Below are 16,363 nucleotides of genomic sequence, written 5' to 3' on the forward strand. Positions count from 1 at the left end.
CGCCGCGACGCCCTGCTCACCGCGCGCTTCGGTACCGGCGACGACGCCCTGGTCCTGGTCGCGGTGGCCGCAGGTGCCCGCGGCGAGGAGCAGGCCCACCGCGCCGCCGCCGACGCCTGCCGCTGGATCGGCGGCGCCGTCGCCCGCAGCCACGCCCGGCTCGCCGACGACATAAGGGCGGGCCGCAGGGGCGATCTCAAGTCGGGTCTGCACCGCCTCACCGACCGCACCTGCGGCAGGCTGCGCGCCCGTGCCGCCGAACTCGGCCTCGACCCGTCCGCGTACCACGTCGGGCTGCGCTGTCTGCTGCTCTCCGCCGACCCGGACTGCCGTACCCGCGTCTTCTTCGGAACCGGGCCGGGCGGCCTGTTCCGCCTCCGCGACGGAGCCTGGCAGGACCTCGAGCCCGTGCTGCCCGCGACCGGCGGCGCGGCGAACGAGGAGAGCCCGGGCGGGGACCGGCTGACGATGGATCTGCAGATCACCACGCCCCCGTCCCCCCACGCCGACAGCCCCCCGCCGCCCCCCGCCGAGCCCTTCCGCTTCCGTGCCTCCGTGGCCCGGCCCGGGGACACGCTGATGCTCTGCGGGAACGGCCTCGCGGAACCGATGCGCGGGGAACCGGAGCTGGCCGGGGAGCTCGCGCGGCGATGGGGCGCCGGCGGTCCGCCGGGGCTCCCGGCCTACCTGGCCGACATACAGCTCAGGATCAAGGGGTACGCGGACGACCGGACGTGCGCGGCCGTCTGGGAGGCGTAACGGGCCGCGGCGTGGGTTGATGGAGTCCCGGTCGGTCCGAGGCGGAGAGGGCGCGCACCCATGGCCAAGCAGAACGTGTCGGAACAGTTCGTCGACATCCTGGTACGGGCGGGGGTCAAGCGGCTGTACGGCGTCGTCGGCGACAGCCTCAACCCCGTCGTCGACGCCGTCCGGCGTCACTCCGCCATCGAGTGGGTCCAGGTCAGGCACGAGGAGACCGCCGCGTTCGCTGCCGGTGCCGAGGCCCAGATCACCGGCAGGCTGGCCGCCTGCGCCGGGTCGTGCGGCCCGGGCAACCTCCACCTCATCAACGGCCTCTACGACGCACACCGCTCCATGGCCCCGGTGCTCGCCCTCGCCTCGCACATCCCGTCGAGCGAGATCGGCCTCGGCTACTTCCAGGAGACCCACCCGGAGCTGCTGTTCCAGGAGTGCAGCCACTACAACGAGATGATCTCCAACCCGCAGCAGATGCCGCGCCTGCTGCAGACGGCGATCCAGCACGCGATCGGCCGCGGTGGCGTCAGCGTCGTCTCGATGCCCGGTGACATCGCCTCGCAGCCCGCTCCGGAGAAGTCCGTCGAGCACGCGCTGGTCACCTCGCGGCCGTCCGTGAAGCCCGGTGACGAGGAGATCGAGAAGCTCTGCCGGATGGTCGACGAGGCCAAGCGGGTGACGCTGTTCTGCGGGAGCGGCACGGCGGGCGCCCACGCCGAGGTCATGGAGTTCGCCGAGCGGGTGAAGGCCCCGGTCGGCCATGCGCTGCGCGGCAAGGAGTGGATCCAGTACGACAACCCGTACGACGTGGGTATGAGCGGGCTGCTCGGCTACGGCGCCGCCTACGAGGCCACCAACGAGTGCGACCTGCTCATCCTGCTGGGCACCGACTTCCCGTACAACGCCTTCCTGCCGACCGACGTGAAGATCGTCCAGGTCGATGTCCGCCCCGAGCACCTGGGACGGCGGTCCAAGCTCGACCTCGCGGTCTGGGGCGACGTACGCGAGACGCTGCGCGCCCTGACCCCCCGGGTGAAGGCCAGGACCGACCGCGCGTTCCTCGACCGGATGCTGAAGAAGCACGCCGACGCCCTGGAGGGCGTGGTCAAGGCGTACACCCGCAAGGTCGAGAAGCACGTCCCGATCCACCCGGAGTACGTCGCCTCGGTCCTCGACGAGATCGCCGACGACGACGCGGTGTTCACCGTCGACACCGGCATGTGCAACGTGTGGGCGGCCCGCTATCTCACTCCCAACGGCAAGCGTCGGGTGATCGGGTCCTTCAGCCACGGGTCGATGGCCAACGCACTGCCGCAGGCGATCGGTGCCCAGTTCACCGACCGGAACCGTCAGGTCGTGTCGATGTCCGGCGACGGCGGATTCACCATGCTGATGGGCGACTTCCTCACCCTCGTCCAGTACAACCTGCCCGTGAAGATCGTCCTCTTCAACAACTCCTCGCTCGGCATGGTCGAGCTGGAGATGCTGGTCGCGGGGCTGCCGTCTTTCGGTACGACCAACACGAACCCCGACTTCGCGGCGGTCGCACGGGCGGCGGGGGCCTACGGGGTGCGGGTGGAGAAGCCCAAACAGCTGGAGGGCGCACTCAAGGACGCCTTCAAGCACAAGGGGCCCGCGCTCGTCGACGTGGTCACCGACCCGAACGCCCTCTCCATCCCGCCGAAGATCAGCGCCGACATGGTCACCGGCTTCGCGCTCTCCGCCAGCAAGATCGTCCTGGACGGCGGGGTCGGCAGGATGCTCCAGATGGCGCGCTCCAACATCCGCAACGTGCCCCGGCCCTGACCGGGGGAGGCGGACGGCGCCGGGCCGGCGCGGTAGCCCTCCCGGCCCTGACGCGAGGCCGACGGGCGGCACCGTGATCACCTGAACCGGAGCGTCCCGGGTGCCGTCCGCTCGGTGATGATCCCGGTCAGCTCGTGGAAGAGGGTCGGACCGCGGCCCGCCCGGGCTTCGGCCAGTTCGCGCTCGACGCGCGCCCGGTTGGTGGGGTGTCCGCGGCGGAGCAGGCGCTCAAGCCGCCGGGCGGCCTCCTCGTGGCCCAGGGCCCGGGCGGGGAGGGCGTGATCGCGCCACTCGATGACGAAGGACCCGTCCGGAAACGTGACGCGCCGGTCCTTCACGCGGGCTCGCGCCACCGCTCGTTCAGGTGTTGACACCTCGCGATGAGTGACCGCTCCGCTGTGGGGCATGCATCCCGTGAAGTCGTTCGAGACATGACGTCATCAAACGGAATCCACGGAGGTCGATCCAGGGTGCGTACGGGGGACATGACGAAGCGGCAGGGGAGTCCGCCGACGCGGCTGCACCGCAGACTGGGGCATGCCGATCTGTCGGGTGTGGGGGAGATACGGGCCGCCCTGCGGGATTTCCTGCGCACGCGTCGGCGGCCGGAGGAGACCGAGGTCGCGGAACTCCTGCTCAGCGAACCGGTGACGAACGCGCTCATCCACACGAGGAGCGGCGCCGTGGTCACGGTGACCTCCCTGCCCGCGCGACTGCGGGTGGAGGTGCGCGACTTCGTGACGGGACAGGAGCCCGCGCCGTACGTACCGAACGCCGACGACGGTACGCACGGCAGGGGGCTGCTGCTCGTCCAGAGCCTGGCCGACTCCTGGGGAGTCACGGCTCAGGTTCTGGGCAAGGTGGTCTGGTTCGAGCTGAACGCCGGGAGGCCCTGACGCTCAGCCGAACTGCTGCTCCAGGTCCTTGAGTTTCTGCTCCAGCGAATCGAGCCGGGGCAGGGCCTGGGTGTCGTCCTCGGCGGTGAGGTCGACGGTCGCGGGGTCACCGCTCGTGGTCTGTGCCGAAGTGCTCCTTGAGCTCGAACGGTTCACGGCTTGCAGGGATGGCCGGGGGCGCAGGGGCAGTTGTCCCGGTTCTGCTATGGCAGGCTCCGCGACGGCCGGTGGGCCGCCTCCCGCTGCCGGGGCGATGGCCTGGACGTCGACCTGGCGACCGGTGCGGCCGCCACGCCCCCAGACCCGGTTCTGCCGGTTCAGGGCCTTGATGTGGGCCCGGTCCAGCTTCGCCTGGTCCTTGCGGCGGTGCCGGTCCTGTTCCCTCTCCCGGCGGTCCTCGCGTACCTCGTCCACCGCCTCGTCCAGGGTGCGTACGCCCTCCAGGAGCATCAGCGACCAGGCGCCGAAGGTCTCCCTGGGGGCACGCAGCCACCGCACGATCCGGATCTGCGGCAGCGGGCGGGGCACGAGGCCCTGCTCGCGCAGCGCCGCGCGTCGGGTCTGCTTCAGCGCACGGTCGAACAGCACCGCCGCCGAGAGCGACATCCCCGCGAAGAAGTGCGGGGCGCCCGCGTGGTCCATCCCGCGCGGTGCGTGCACCCAGTTGAACCAGGCGGCGGCACCGGCGAACGTCCACACCAGCAGCCGGGAGCCCAGTGCGGCGTCGCCGTGGCTGGCCTCCCGCACCGCGAGCACCGAACAGAACATCGCGGCCCCGTCGAGGCCGAAGGGGACGAGGTACTCCCAGCCCCCGGAGAGGCTGAGGTTTTGCCGGCCGAAGCCGACGAGCCCGTGGAAGGAGAGGGCGGCGGCGACAGCGGCGCAGCAGAACAACAGGACGTACGAGGCGGTGGCGTAAAGGGCCTCCTTGCGCCTGCGGCGCTCCTCGCTGCGTTCCCAGCTGTCGTCTGCCGCAGCTTTCCCAGCGGCGCGCTTGCCGCGCGCGACCACCGTCACCGCCGCCATGACCCCCACGAGCAGCACGGCGCCCGGAAGCAGCCAGTCAAGCGATATGTCGGTCAGTCTCATGCGCGGTCCCTTGCGTCACGTAGGGCGTTTCGGGCGCCATCGTGACGGAAAATCCACCGCGCTCAGGGGGATTCGGGGCAAGTGCATGCCATTGGGTCGGCTGGGCTCATCGTTGGGCGGAATCTCTTCGAATGCCCGAGCGGTCAGAGCGAGTTGCGTTCGAATTACGATCGCCCGCCTGGGTGGTGTGAGCCGCCGAGTGTCTCAGTGGGCGGGCGTCAGCTTCCGCACGCGGTCGGCGTCGCAGGTGCGCGGGCAGGTGACGCACGTGTCCTCGGGCCGCAGGGTGTAGAAGAGGCAGCAGCTCGCGCGGTCGCGGGTCGGGAGCGACTCACCGTCGGGGCCGGTCAGCTCGCGGAAGCCCGCGGTTCCCACGTACGGCTTGGTGGTCCCCGGCAGCAGGAGCTCCAGCTCCCTCATCGCACGGCCCTCCTCGCCGAGCAGATGGGCGATGTACCAGAGGCCCTCGACGATCTCATCGGTCGCCATGCCCCACAGGGCCCGCTTCCCGCGCCGCATGCGCGGCCGGAAGCCGTCCAGCACCGGGCCGATGTGCTGGGCCACGGCGTCGAGCACCTCGGCCCGCAGAGCGGCCTCGTCGGGGACGGTCCGGGCGCCGGGCAGCCCGGCGGCCGGGTCGTCGGGCAGGCACGCGAACTCGCTCACGCGGAGGGTGAGACGGCCCAGGCCCCGGTGGAAGGCGACGTCCTCGACGGGGATCCGCGGCACCCTGCGGTGCGTGAACCACGGAAGGGTCACCAGCAGGCAGGCGGGCCAGGCGTACCGGTGCAGACCGAAGCTCGCCACCACGTCGGGGCGGGCCCTGGTGCCGTAGTCCCGCAGCACCTGCTCCTCGTCCCAGGCCAGGAAGCCGTCCAGCGCGCCGCCCCCCGCCGCGAGCTCGGCGGCGCCGACCCATCCGCTTCCCGTGGGTGCGGCGACGTCGTCGTCGAGCACCTCCGCGCGCAGGCCGGGGAAGACCTCGGCCAGTCGTGCGTACGCCGCCGTCAGCGGGGACGGGGCGGTGAGCAGGGCGGGCACGGTCATACGGGGACCACCGAATCACGATCTATTGCAGGTAAGCCTTACCTTACCCGAAGTGATCGGTGTTTGAACCGTGGCCCGCTCCGCCTATCGTGCACACGGGGCACGGCGCGCGCGAGTCGGTCCCGCCGGTGCGAGGAGGGTCCGATGGAGCAGGGCGGAGCGCGTGGTGACGCGCGGCCGTACGCGCCCACGGGCACCCCGCAGGACGTCCGTGTGCCCGAACAGGCGCGGGGCGAGCACACGCACGGCGAGCCCCCCGCTCCCCGCGTGGTCCAGCGGCACTCCGTGCGCGGCCAGATCCTGGACGCCCTGCGCGCCGCGCTCGTCGGCGGTGAGCTGACCCCCGGGCACGTCTACTCCGCCCCCGCACTCGGCGCCCGCTTCGGTGTCTCCGCGACCCCGGTGCGCGAGGCGATGCAGCAGCTGGCCGCCGAGGGGGCGGTCGAGGTCGTGCCGAACCGCGGATTCCGGATCAGCGAGCGCGGTCCCCGGGACCTCGCCGAGCTGGCCGAGCTGCGCGCGCTGATCGAGGTCCCCGTCATGCTGCGGCTCGCCCGCACCGTCCCGGCGGCCGGCTGGTGCGCACTGCGCCCGCTGGCCGATGCCACGGTCGCCGCGGCGGCCGTGGGGGACCGGGCGGCCTACGCCGAGACCGACCGGGCCTTCCACCGGGCCGTGCTCGCGCTGTCCGGCAACCAGCACCTGGTGTCGGTCGCCGACGACCTCCACCGCCGGTCCCAGTGGCCCCTGGTCAACAGCCCTGCCGGCCGCCGCGCCGACCTGCTGACCGACGCCTCGGAGCACACCGCGCTCCTGGACGCGCTCATCGCCCAGGACCTCACGGTGGTGCAGTCCCTCGTGCGCGAGCACTTCAACGGCGGGGACGTCTGATCCCGGGGGCCGGGTACCGGCCCTTCAGTTCGCCTCCACGGTCTCCGGGGCCGGCGGCTCCAGGCGCGGGGCGAGCCAGGTCGGCACGCCTCCCAGCAGCCGGAACAGCCGGCCGGCCTCTGCGCGCAGCCGGGCGGCGGCCTCGGGTTCCGCCTCGGCGTCCGCGAGCGAGATGAGCGCCGGGGCCGTGCCGACGAGATAGCCCAGTTCCTCCCTTATCCGCAGCGACTCGGCGAAGCCGTGCCGGGCCTCCGCCAGCTCGCCCTCGCGCAGGGCGAGCGAGGCGAGGTGCCGCCAGGTGAAGGAGAGCAGGAGCTCGTCGCCCCGGGCCGTGGCACCGGCGTGCGCCCTGCGGTAGGCGGCCCGGGCGGACTGCGGGGAATCGGCGATGTTCTGGGCGATCAGTCCCCGGCGGAAGTCCAGCAGGGGGCGGCCGGGCGCCGCGGGGGAGAGCAGGGCCGCGGCCCTGCTGAGCGCCACGCTCGCCTCGTCGGCCCGGTCGCGCGCCCCGAGCAGGGTCGAGGCGTAGGCCAGGTAGCCCCGCTCGCAGGCGGCGGCCCCGCGTTCGGAGTCGTCCTGGGCGAGCGCCTCCGCGGTGCGCAGGGCGTCCTCGGCGTCCGTCCAGCCGGTGCCCGTGTAGAGACACCGCTCGGTCAGCAGCGAGGTCCGCTGGAGAGCGGCCGCGGGATCGGTGGCCGCGTGGGGTTCGAGCAGTGCGGCGGCGTCCGTCCAGCAGGCGCGTGAGCGCAGCCGCCATACCGCGGTCTGGAGCGGAGGATCGTCATCTGCTGTCGTTCCGGAACCAGACATGGCGGTATGCGCCACGTTGCCCTCCCCGAGCGCGCCGTCGAGCTGTGGAGGCCGACGCGCTCACGCCCGTCGGCCAGGGTCTGCGCGCATCTCAGCACGGAATGGCACGCCGGGCCAAGGGGTGGGATCAATGTCGGGTGAAAGATTTCACAATCGCCCCGGGGTCCGGGGACGGCGTGAAGGGCCCGGAAGATCAGCTCATACGCAGGGCGAGGAAGAAGTCGAGCTTGTCCTCGAGGCGCGAAAGGTCACGGCCCGTCAACTGCTCGATACGTCCGACGCGATAGCGCAGCGTGTTGACGTGGAGGTGCAGCCGGGCGGCGCAGCGGGTCCAGGAGCCGTCGCAGTCCAGGAAGGCCTCAAGCGTCTCGATCAGCTCCGCACGGTGCCGCCGGTCGTAGTCGCGCAGCGGGTCCAGGAGCCGGGCGGTGAAGGCGCGCCGGACGTCGTCCGGGACGAAGGGCAGCAGCAGGACGTGCGAGGCGAGTTCGTGGTGGCCCGCCGCGCAGACCGGGCCCGGCCGGGCCGCGGCGACCCGGCGGGCGTGCCGGGCCTCCTCCAGCGCGCCGCGCAGCCCTTCGGCCGAGTGCACGGCGGCGCTGACACCCAGTGTCAGGCGACCGTCGTCCGCGAGGCCCGCGGAGAGGGGTGCCCGGACCGCGGTGAGCAGGGCGTCGGCGTGCAGCGCCGCCTCCTGCCGGTCCGGGGCGCCGTTCTCCTCCGCGGTGTCGCTCCCGTCCGGACCCGCTGGGGGCGCCGCGGTCAGCGGGACGAGGGCGATGGCCTCCTCGCCCGTGTGCGCGACGGCGATCCGGTCCGCCGAGTCGGGGCCCGTCACTGCCGGATCGACCAGGATCTCCTCCAGCAGGGCCTGTGCGGCCTGTCCGGCCGGGACGTCCGTGCCCTCCGTCGTCCTCCACTCCACCCGGGCCACCACGACCTGCCAGTGCGGGGCCGTGCCGACGCCCGGCAGCAGGACCGGGGCGGCCACCCGCAGCCTGGCCGCGATCTCGGCCGGGGCCGCGCCGGTCTGGACCAGCTCCAGCACCTCCTGGGCGAGCCTGCGGCGTACCGCGCGGGCCGCGTCCCGGCGGTCCCGTTCGACGGCGATCAGCTGGGTCACGCCCTGGAGCAGGTCCAGCCGCGCGTCGGGCCAGTCACCCGCGTCGGCCGCCACGGCCAGCAGCCAGTCCGAGAGCACGGACGCGCGTAGGTCGCGGGGCGGGGCGGGCAGTGCGCCCCGCCCGGTGTTGCGGATCGGGAACAGCGAATAGGCCGTGCCGTCCACCTCCGCCCGGTGCGGGCCGGGGCGGCCGGTGCGGGTCGCTGCCAGATGGCGTCCCGCCAGCTCCGCGCCGATCCCGGGGGACAGGGGCTCACCCGCTCCGGCGATCTGCCGGCCCGTGGGGGACAGGACCCACGCGCGCAGGTCCAGGTCGGATGTGAGGAGGTCGAGCACCACCTCGGGACCGCCGCCGGCCGGGCCCGAGGTCATCAGCCTGCGGTGGCGGTCGACGACGGCGGCGAGGTCGCCGGCCCGCTCGCCGGACACCTGGCGCACCACGTGCTCGGTGATCGTCGCGAACGCCACGGTCTCGTCGACCGCGAAGAGGGGAAGCCGGTGGCGCAGACACGCCTCGATCATGTCGTCCGGGACGGCCCCGAGCTCCGCCTCACCGGCGGCCAGACCGGCGACCCCGGCGTTCGCCAGGATCCGGATGAAGGGTTCCGAGTCCGCGGCGTCGCGGCGCCACGCGAGGCCCGTCAGCACGAGTTCCCCGCCGGAGAGGTACCGGCTGGGATCGCGGAGGTCGGTGGTCATGACGCCCCGGACCGAGCGGTCCAGCTCGTCCTCGCCGCCGAGCAGCCGCAGGCCCAGCGCCTCGGTGTCCAGCAGTGCGCGCAGCCGCATGGTCGATCGCCGCCGATCTCTTCGTTGGTGCGTGGGACGACGGGGGTGACCTGTGAGTTGCGGTGAGGTTACCGATACCCGCCATTCGTTCGAATCTACAAGACAGGGACGAGGACCAGCCAATTCCTTCATGGTTTCGGTGACTGCACCGAGTGGAGCAAGGCTTGTGTACTGAGTCACACACCGAGTCAACAACACAGGAACGACCCTCTAGGGCCGGCCGTCCCCAGCCCCAGCCGAACGACCCGATTGAGAAGAAGAGAGCCACTCATGGACTTCCTTCGCCCCGCCAGCTGGGAGGAGGCGCTCGCCGCCAAGGCCGAGCACCCGACGGCTGTGCCCATCGCGGGTGGCACCGACGTGATGGTCGAGATCAACTTCGACCACCGGCGGCCCGAATACCTCATGGACCTCAACCGCATCGGTGAGCTGTCCGAGTGGCAGGTGGGCCAGGACTCCGTACGCCTCGGAGCCTCCGTGCCGTACAGCGCCGTCATGGACAACCTGCGGGCCGAGCTGCCCGGTCTCGCCCTCGCCTCGCACACCGTCGCCTCGCCGCAGATCCGCAACCGCGGCGGCGTCGGGGGCAACCTGGGCACCGCCTCGCCCGCCGGGGACGCCCACCCGGCGCTGCTCGCCGCGGGTGCCGAGGTGGAAGCCGCGTCCGTACGGGGGACGCGGATGATCCCGATCGACGAGTTCTACACGGGCGTCAAGCGCAACGCCCTCGCCCCGGACGAGTTGATCCGGGCCGTACACATCAAGAAGGCCGACGGGCCCCAGCAGTACTCGAAGGTCGGCACCCGCAACGCGATGGTCATCGCCGTCTGCGCCTTCGGCCTCGCGCTCCACCCCGAGACCCGCACCGTGCGCACCGGCATCGGCTCCGCGGCACCCACCCCCGTACGGGCGAAGGAGGCCGAGGACTTCCTGAACGCCGCACTGGAGGAGGGCGGCTTCTGGGAGAGCGGAAAGATCATCACCCCCTCCGTCGCCAAGCAGTTCGCCCAGCTCGCCGCCGGCGCCTGCAACCCCATCGACGACGTACGCGGCACTGCCGCCTACCGCAGGCACGCCGTCGGCATCATGGCCCGCCGCACGCTGGGCTGGACCTGGGAGCAGTACCGCGGAGCGGGACGCACCCTCGAAGGAGCTGCTTAACCATGCGAGTGAATTTCACGGTCAACGGCCGGAAGCAGGAAGCCGACGACGTCTGGGAGGGGGAGTCCCTCCTCTACGTCCTGCGTGAGCGCATGGGCCTGCCCGGTTCCAAGAACGCCTGCGAGCAGGGCGAGTGCGGCTCCTGCACGGTCCGCCTCGACGGCGTGCCCGTCTGTTCCTGTCTCGTCGCGGCCGGCCAGGCCGAGGGCCGCGAGGTCGTCACGGTCGAGGGGCTCGCGGACTACGCCAAGCACCGCGACGACGCCCACCCCGGCGCCGGCTGCGCCGCGGGCACCTGCGGCACCTCCCTGGACGCCGCCCAGCGCTGGCAGGCCAAGCCCACCGACGCCCGCAGCGCCGACGCGGCCGACCTCTCGCCGGTCCAGCAGGCGTTCATCGACGCCGGCGCCGTCCAGTGCGGCTTCTGCACCCCCGGTCTGCTGGTCGCCGCCGACGAGCTGCTCGAGACACAGCCCTCGCCGTCCGACCAGGACATCCGCGAGGCGCTCTCCGGCAACCTCTGCCGGTGCACCGGTTACGAGAAGATCCTCGACGCGGTCCGCCTCGCGGCCGCCCGTCAGGAAGAGGCGGTCCGATAGCCATGGCGCTGCACCCACGAGCCGCGTCCGTACCGGCCGGCACCCCGACCAAGATCACCCAGGGTTCCCAGACCCCGGGCGGCATCGGCGAGTCCACCCTGCGCCCCGACGGAACCCTCAAGGTCACCGGCGAGTTCGCGTACTCCTCGGACATGTGGCACGAGGACATGCTGTGGGGCCACACGCTCCGCTCCACCGTCGCCCACGCCGAGATCCGCTCCATCGACATCGGCGAGGCCGTCGCCACGCCCGGCGTCTACGCCGTGCTGACCTACGACGACCTGCCCGCGGAGATGAAGAACTACGGGCTGGAGATCCAGGACACCCCCGTACTCGCGCACGGCAAGGTCCGCCACCACGGCGAACCCGTCGTCATCGTCGCCGCCGACCACCCGGAGACGGCGCGCCGCGCCGCCGCGAAGATCAAGATCGACTATGCCGAGCTGCCGCTCGTCACCGACGAGGCGTCCGCGACCGCGCCCGACGCGATCCTGGTCCACGAGGGCCGCGACGACCACCACATCGGACACGTCCCGCACCCCAACATCGTCCACCGTCAGCCCATCGTCCGCGGCGACGCCGAAGCGGCCGCCGCGCGGGCCGACGTGATCGTCACCGGCGACTACGTCTTCGGGATGCAGGACCAGGCCTTCCTCGGCCCCGAGTCCGGCCTCGCCGTGCCGTCCGAGGACGGCGGTGTCGAGCTGTACGTCGCCACCCAGTGGCTGCACTCCGACCTCCGCCAGATCGCCCCCGTCCTCGGCCTCCCCGAGGAGAAGGTCCGCATGACGCTCTCCGGCGTCGGCGGCGCCTTCGGCGGACGCGAGGACCTGTCGATGCAGATCCACGCGTGCCTCCTGGCGCTGCGGACCGGCAAGCCCGTCAAGATGGTCTACAACCGCTTCGAGTCCTTCTTCGGACACGTCCACCGGCACCCCGCGAAGCTGCACTACGAGCACGGGGCCACCAAGGACGGCAGGATCACCCACATGAAGTGCCGGATCGTGCTGGACGGCGGCGCCTACGCGTCCGCCTCCCCGGCCGTCGTCGGCAACGCCTCCTCGCTCGCGGTCGGACCGTACGTCGTCGAGGACGTGGACATCGAGGCGATCGCCCTCTACTCCAACAACCCGCCCTGCGGCGCCATGCGCGGCTTCGGCGCGGTCCAGGCATGCTTCGCCTACGAGGCACAGATGGACAAGCTCGCCGCCGCCCTGGACATGGACCCGGTCGAGCTGCGCCAGCTGAACGCCATGGAGCAGGGCACCCTGCTCCCCACCGGGCAGCCCTGCGACTCGCCGGCGCCCGTCGCCGAACTGCTGCGCCGGGTCAAGTCCCGCCCCCTGCCGCCCGAGCAGCAGTGGCTCTCGGCCGACGCCGACGGCAGCTCCGTCGACGTACGCGCCCTGCCCGGGGGCCTGTCCAACACGACCCACGGCGAAGGAGTGGTGCGCGGCGTCGGTTACGCCGTCGGGCTGAAGAACGTCGGCTTCTCGGAGGGCTTCGACGACTACTCCACGGCCCGGGTCCGGATGGAGGTCATCAACGGCGAGCCCGTCGCGACGGTGCACACCGCGATGGCCGAGGTCGGCCAGGGCGGTGTGACCGTCCACGCCCAGATCGCCCGCACCGAACTCGGCGTCAGCCAGGTCACGATCAAGCCTGCCGACACCCAGGTCGGCTCCGCCGGCTCCACCTCCGCCTCCCGGCAGACGTACGTCACCGGCGGCGCCGTGAAGAACTCCTGCGAGGCCGTCCGCGAACAGGTCCTGGAGATGGGGCGCCGCAAGCTCGGGACCTACCACCCGGCCTGGGCCACCGCCGAACTCCTCCTGGAGGGCGGCAAGGTCGTGACCGACGGCGGCGAGGTTCTCGCCTCGCTGGCCGACGTGCTCGAGGGCGAAGCGGTCGACGTCGAGCTGGAGTGGCGCCACCGGCCCACCGAGGCCTTCGACCTGCACACCGGACAGGGCAACGGCCACGTCCAGTACTCCTTCGCCGCGCACCGCGCGGTGGTGGAGGTCGACACCGAGCTCGGGCTGGTCAAGGTCATCGAGCTGGCGTGCGCCCAGGACGTCGGCAAGGCGCTCAACCCGCTGTCGGTCGTGGGTCAGATCCAGGGCGGCACCACCCAGGGGCTGGGTGTGGCCGTCATGGAGGAGATCATCGTCGACCCGAAGACCGCGAAGGTGCGCAACCCCTCCTTCACGGACTACCTGATTCCCACCATCCTCGACACGCCGACCATCCCGGTCGACGTGCTCGAACTCGCCGACGACCACGCCCCGTACGGGCTGCGCGGCATCGGCGAGGCCCCCACCCTGTCGTCCACCCCGGCCGTCCTCGCGGCGATCCGGAACGCGACGGGCCTGGAGCTCAACAGGACCCCGGTGCGCCCCGAGCACATCACCGGGACCTGACGGGCCCCCAAGACCCTCCGGGCGGTGCGTGCCTGCCGTGAACGTCACACTTCCCCGCGCCGCGCACCGTCCGGAGTCATCGCACCACCGCACCATCTGCACGAAGAGTTCGTCTCGGGCCGTCCCCCGGGTCGTGCGCCTCGCAGCATCCCAAATCCCGCAATCTCCGATCTCCACGCGGGTGCCCCTGTGAACCTTGGGAGTCAGGCAACATGACCCAGCAGTCAGTGGAACCCAGGACGGGCGCGGAGGACGCGGGCCCCGGCTCGCGCGTCCCCGCCGGACGGTCCTGGCTCGACCGGTACTTCCACATATCCGAACGAGGATCGACCGTCGCACGCGAAGTGCGCGGCGGTGTCACGACCTTCATGGCCATGGCGTACATCCTCCTGCTCAACCCGCTGATCCTCGGCGGCAAGGACGTCGACGACCAGCTCCTCGGCCAGTCGGGCCTCATCACGGCCACCGCACTCGCGGCGGCGGCCACGACCCTGCTGATGGGCTTCGTCGGCAAGGTGCCCCTCGCGCTCGCCGCCGGCCTCAGCGTCTCCGGCGTACTCGCCTCGCAGGTCGCGCCCGCCATGACCTGGCAGCAGGCCATGGGCATGTGCGTGATCTACGGTGTGATCATCTGCCTGCTGGTGGTCACCGGGCTCCGCGAGATGATCATGAACGCGATCCCGCTCGCGCTGAAGCACGGCATCACCATCGGGATCGGGCTCTTCATCGCCCTCATCGGCCTCGTCAAGGCCGGCTTCGTCCACCAGGGCGTGGCGACCCCGCTGTCGCTCGGCCCCACCGGCGCGCTCACCGGGTGGCCGGTCCTCATCTTCGCCGTGACCCTGCTGCTCATCTTCATGCTGCAGGCCCGGAACATTCCCGGCGCGATCCTCATCGGCATCGTCGTCGGAACGGTCGTCGCGATCGTCGTCAACGCGGTCGGCGACATCGACCCCAAGGCCTGGAGCAGCGGCCCGCCCGAGCTGAGCGGGAGCGCCGTCTCCACACCGGACTTCTCGCTCTTCGGCGACGTCGAGTTCGGCGGCTGGGGCGACGTCGGCGTGCTGACCGTCGGCATGATCGTCTTCACCCTCGTCCTGGCGGGCTTCTTCGACGCCATGGCCACCATCATCGGCGTCGGCACCGAGGCGAACCTCGCCGACGACAAGGGCCGCATGCCCGGCCTGTCGAAGGCGCTGTTCATCGACGGCGCGGGCGGTGCGATCGGCGGTGTCGCCGGAGGATCCGGCCAGACCGTCTTCGTCGAGTCGGCCACCGGGGTCGGGGAGGGCGCCCGCACCGGGCTCGCCTCCGTCGTCACCGGGCTGTTCTTCGCGGCCTGCCTCTTCTTCACCCCGCTGACGGCGATCGTGCCGGCCGAGGTGGCCGCCGCCGCGCTGGTCGTCATCGGCGCCATGATGATGCAGAACGCCCGGCACGTGGACTGGTCGGACCGCTCCGTCGCCGTCCCGGTCTTCCTCACCGTCGTCCTGATGCCGTTCACGTACACCATCACCACGGGTGTCGCCGCGGGCGTCATCTCGTACGTCGCCATCAAGGTCGCCCAGGGCAGGGCACGCGAGGTCGGCGCCTTCATGTGGGCTCTGACCCTCGTCTTCGTCGTCTACTTCGCCCTGCATCCCATCGAGACCTGGCTGGGCGTCAGCTGACGCCCCCGTCCCTCCACACCTCAGCCCGAAGGAGTCACGCCATGCTGGACATCGCCGAGGAGCTCCACCGGTGGGTCGGGCAGGGACGCGCGTTCGCCGTCGCCACCGTGGTGGCCGTCGGCGGCAGCGCGCCCCGGCAGCCGGGAGCCGCCCTCGCCGTGGACAGTGAGGGCACGGCCATCGGCTCGGTCTCCGGCGGATGTGTGGAGGGCGCGGTGTACGAGCTGTGCCGGCAGGCCCTCGAGGACGGCACCCCCGTCCGCGAGAGCTTCGGCTACAGCGACGACGACGCCTTCGCGGTCGGCCTGACCTGCGGCGGCGTCATCGACATCCTGGTGACCCCGGTGCGCGCGGACGACCCCGCGCGCCCGGTGTTCGCCTCCGCGTTCGCCGCCGCGGCACAAGGCCGGGCGGCGGCGGTCGCGCGTGTCACGGAAGGCCCGGCCGGGATGCTCGGCCGGCCTCTGCTCGTGCACCCCGACGGAGCGTACGAGGGCGGCCTCGGCGGCCACCCCGAGCTGGACCGCACGGCAGCCGCCGAGGCCCGCGCGATGCTCGACGCGGGCCGTACCGGCGCCCTCACCGTCGGCGCCGAGGGCTCCCGCTGCGGCAGCCCCCTCACCCTGCTCGTCGAATCGAGCGTCCCACCGCCCCGGATGATCGTCTTCGGGGCCATCGACTTCGCCGCCGCCCTGGTCCGGGCCGGCCGCTTCCTCGGCTACCACGTCACCGTCTGCGACGCCCGTCCCGTCTTCGCGACGGCGGCCCGCTTCCCGGACGCCGACGAGATCGTCGTCGACTGGCCGCACCGCTATCTGGCCACCACCGACGTGGACGCGCGCACGGTGCTCTGCGTCCTCACGCACGACGCGAAGTTCGACGTCCCGCTGCTGGAGCTGGCCCTGCGGCTGCCCGTCGCCTACGTCGGGGCGATGGGCTCCCGCCGCACCCACCTGGAACGCAACGAGCGGCTGCGCGAGGCCGGTGTCACCGAGCGTCAGCTGGCCGCGCTGCACTCGCCCATCGGGCTGGACCTCGGCGCGCGTACACCGGAGGAGACCGCCCTCTCGATCGCGGCGGAGATCGTCGCGGACCGGCGCGGCGGCAGCGGACTGCCGCTGAAGGGCGCCCACACCCCGATCCACCACGAGGGCGGCACCCCTCTCGCCTCGGTGGCCTGAACCGGACGGTCGCCGCGCGACCACCGCGGGCGGATTGCCGCCACGGCGGTTTCACGCCAGGGGTGAAGCCGTCCGCAGCCGCGGATTTACCGGTAGATCAGCTGCATGACATTTTCCCTCTCCTC

14 protein-coding genes are annotated in these 16,363 nt (G+C 72.1%); 9 read left to right on the forward strand and 5 right to left on the reverse strand.

Annotation, left to right across the window (positions count from 1 at the left end; genetic code table 11):
* Nucleotides 1-759 (forward strand): protein phosphatase 2C domain-containing protein (locus B9S57_RS05085; protein WP_146057713.1); only part of this gene is annotated, 759 nt, incomplete at its 5' end.
* 60 nt (nucleotides 760-819) lie between these two features.
* Nucleotides 820-2,562: a pyruvate dehydrogenase gene (locus tag B9S57_RS05090; RefSeq protein ID WP_103514316.1), complete on the forward strand. Its 1,743-nt coding sequence runs from the start codon at nucleotides 820-822 to the stop codon at nucleotides 2,560-2,562.
* A 77-nt stretch (nucleotides 2,563-2,639) separates the two neighbouring features.
* On the opposite strand, the gene B9S57_RS05095 is transcribed toward B9S57_RS05090, so the two are convergent.
* On the reverse strand, nucleotides 2,640-2,915 hold the full coding sequence (locus B9S57_RS05095; protein WP_258036224.1) for a hypothetical protein: 276 nt from the start codon (nucleotides 2,913-2,915) through the stop codon (nucleotides 2,640-2,642).
* 132 nt (nucleotides 2,916-3,047) lie between these two features.
* On the opposite strand from B9S57_RS05095, the gene B9S57_RS05100 reads away from it, so the two are divergent.
* On the forward strand, nucleotides 3,048-3,458 hold the full coding sequence (locus B9S57_RS05100; RefSeq protein WP_181011236.1) for an ATP-binding protein: 411 nt from the start codon (nucleotides 3,048-3,050) through the stop codon (nucleotides 3,456-3,458).
* Nucleotides 3,459-3,461: 3 nt separating this feature from the next.
* Here the strand turns inward: B9S57_RS05100 and B9S57_RS05105 are convergent, their stop codons facing one another.
* Together B9S57_RS05105 and B9S57_RS05110 are read right to left on the reverse strand one after the other, a co-directional pair.
* Entirely contained in the window at nucleotides 3,462-4,547 is a 1,086-nt protein-coding gene (locus B9S57_RS05105; protein ID WP_103514317.1) for a DUF2637 domain-containing protein, read from the reverse strand.
* Nucleotides 4,548-4,751: 204 nt separating this feature from the next.
* The gene (locus B9S57_RS05110) at nucleotides 4,752-5,594 is read right to left on the reverse strand and encodes a (2Fe-2S)-binding protein (protein WP_103514318.1); all 843 of its coding nucleotides are present in this window, start codon (nucleotides 5,592-5,594) and stop codon (nucleotides 4,752-4,754) included.
* Nucleotides 5,595-5,738: 144 nt separating this feature from the next.
* Between B9S57_RS05110 and B9S57_RS05115 the strand changes: the two genes are divergently transcribed.
* Nucleotides 5,739-6,485 (forward strand): GntR family transcriptional regulator, encoded by a 747-nt coding sequence (locus tag B9S57_RS05115; protein ID WP_103514319.1) that lies wholly within the window; start codon nucleotides 5,739-5,741, stop codon nucleotides 6,483-6,485.
* A gap of 24 nt (nucleotides 6,486-6,509) precedes the next feature.
* Here the strand turns inward: B9S57_RS05115 and B9S57_RS05120 are convergent, their stop codons facing one another.
* Both B9S57_RS05120 and B9S57_RS05125 read right to left on the reverse strand, forming a co-directional pair.
* Nucleotides 6,510-7,295: a hypothetical protein gene (locus tag B9S57_RS05120; RefSeq protein WP_103514320.1), complete on the reverse strand. Its 786-nt coding sequence runs from the start codon at nucleotides 7,293-7,295 to the stop codon at nucleotides 6,510-6,512.
* A gap of 193 nt (nucleotides 7,296-7,488) precedes the next feature.
* Nucleotides 7,489-9,207, reverse strand: coding sequence for a PucR family transcriptional regulator ligand-binding domain-containing protein (locus B9S57_RS05125; RefSeq protein WP_103514321.1), 1,719 nt, complete (start codon nucleotides 9,205-9,207; stop codon nucleotides 7,489-7,491).
* Between the two features lie 270 nt (nucleotides 9,208-9,477).
* Here B9S57_RS05125 and B9S57_RS05130 point away from each other — a divergent pair, with 270 nt between their 5' ends.
* The 5 genes from B9S57_RS05130 to B9S57_RS05150 all read left to right on the forward strand — a co-directional run bounded on the left by B9S57_RS05130 (nucleotide 9,478) and on the right by B9S57_RS05150 (nucleotide 16,238).
* Nucleotides 9,478-10,368: a xanthine dehydrogenase family protein subunit M gene (locus B9S57_RS05130; protein ID WP_103514322.1), complete on the forward strand. Its 891-nt coding sequence runs from the start codon at nucleotides 9,478-9,480 to the stop codon at nucleotides 10,366-10,368.
* A gap of 2 nt (nucleotides 10,369-10,370) precedes the next feature.
* Nucleotides 10,371-10,967, forward strand: a complete 597-nt coding sequence (locus tag B9S57_RS05135) for a (2Fe-2S)-binding protein (RefSeq protein WP_103514323.1) — start codon at nucleotides 10,371-10,373, stop codon at nucleotides 10,965-10,967.
* Nucleotides 10,968-10,969: 2 nt separating this feature from the next.
* Nucleotides 10,970-13,387 (forward strand): xanthine dehydrogenase family protein molybdopterin-binding subunit, encoded by a 2,418-nt coding sequence (locus tag B9S57_RS05140; RefSeq protein WP_103514324.1) that lies wholly within the window; start codon nucleotides 10,970-10,972, stop codon nucleotides 13,385-13,387.
* A gap of 212 nt (nucleotides 13,388-13,599) precedes the next feature.
* Nucleotides 13,600-15,057, forward strand: a complete 1,458-nt coding sequence (locus B9S57_RS05145) for an NCS2 family permease (RefSeq protein WP_103514325.1) — start codon at nucleotides 13,600-13,602, stop codon at nucleotides 15,055-15,057.
* Nucleotides 15,058-15,098: 41 nt separating this feature from the next.
* Nucleotides 15,099-16,238 (forward strand): XdhC/CoxI family protein, encoded by a 1,140-nt coding sequence (locus B9S57_RS05150; RefSeq protein ID WP_103514326.1) that lies wholly within the window; start codon nucleotides 15,099-15,101, stop codon nucleotides 16,236-16,238.
* The last annotated feature ends 125 nt before the right edge of the window (nucleotides 16,239-16,363 follow it).

Origin of the sequence: Streptomyces sp. SM10, from assembly GCF_002910915.1 — a bacterium.
In the GTDB taxonomy this organism is placed as follows: domain Bacteria; phylum Actinomycetota; class Actinomycetes; order Streptomycetales; family Streptomycetaceae; genus Streptomyces.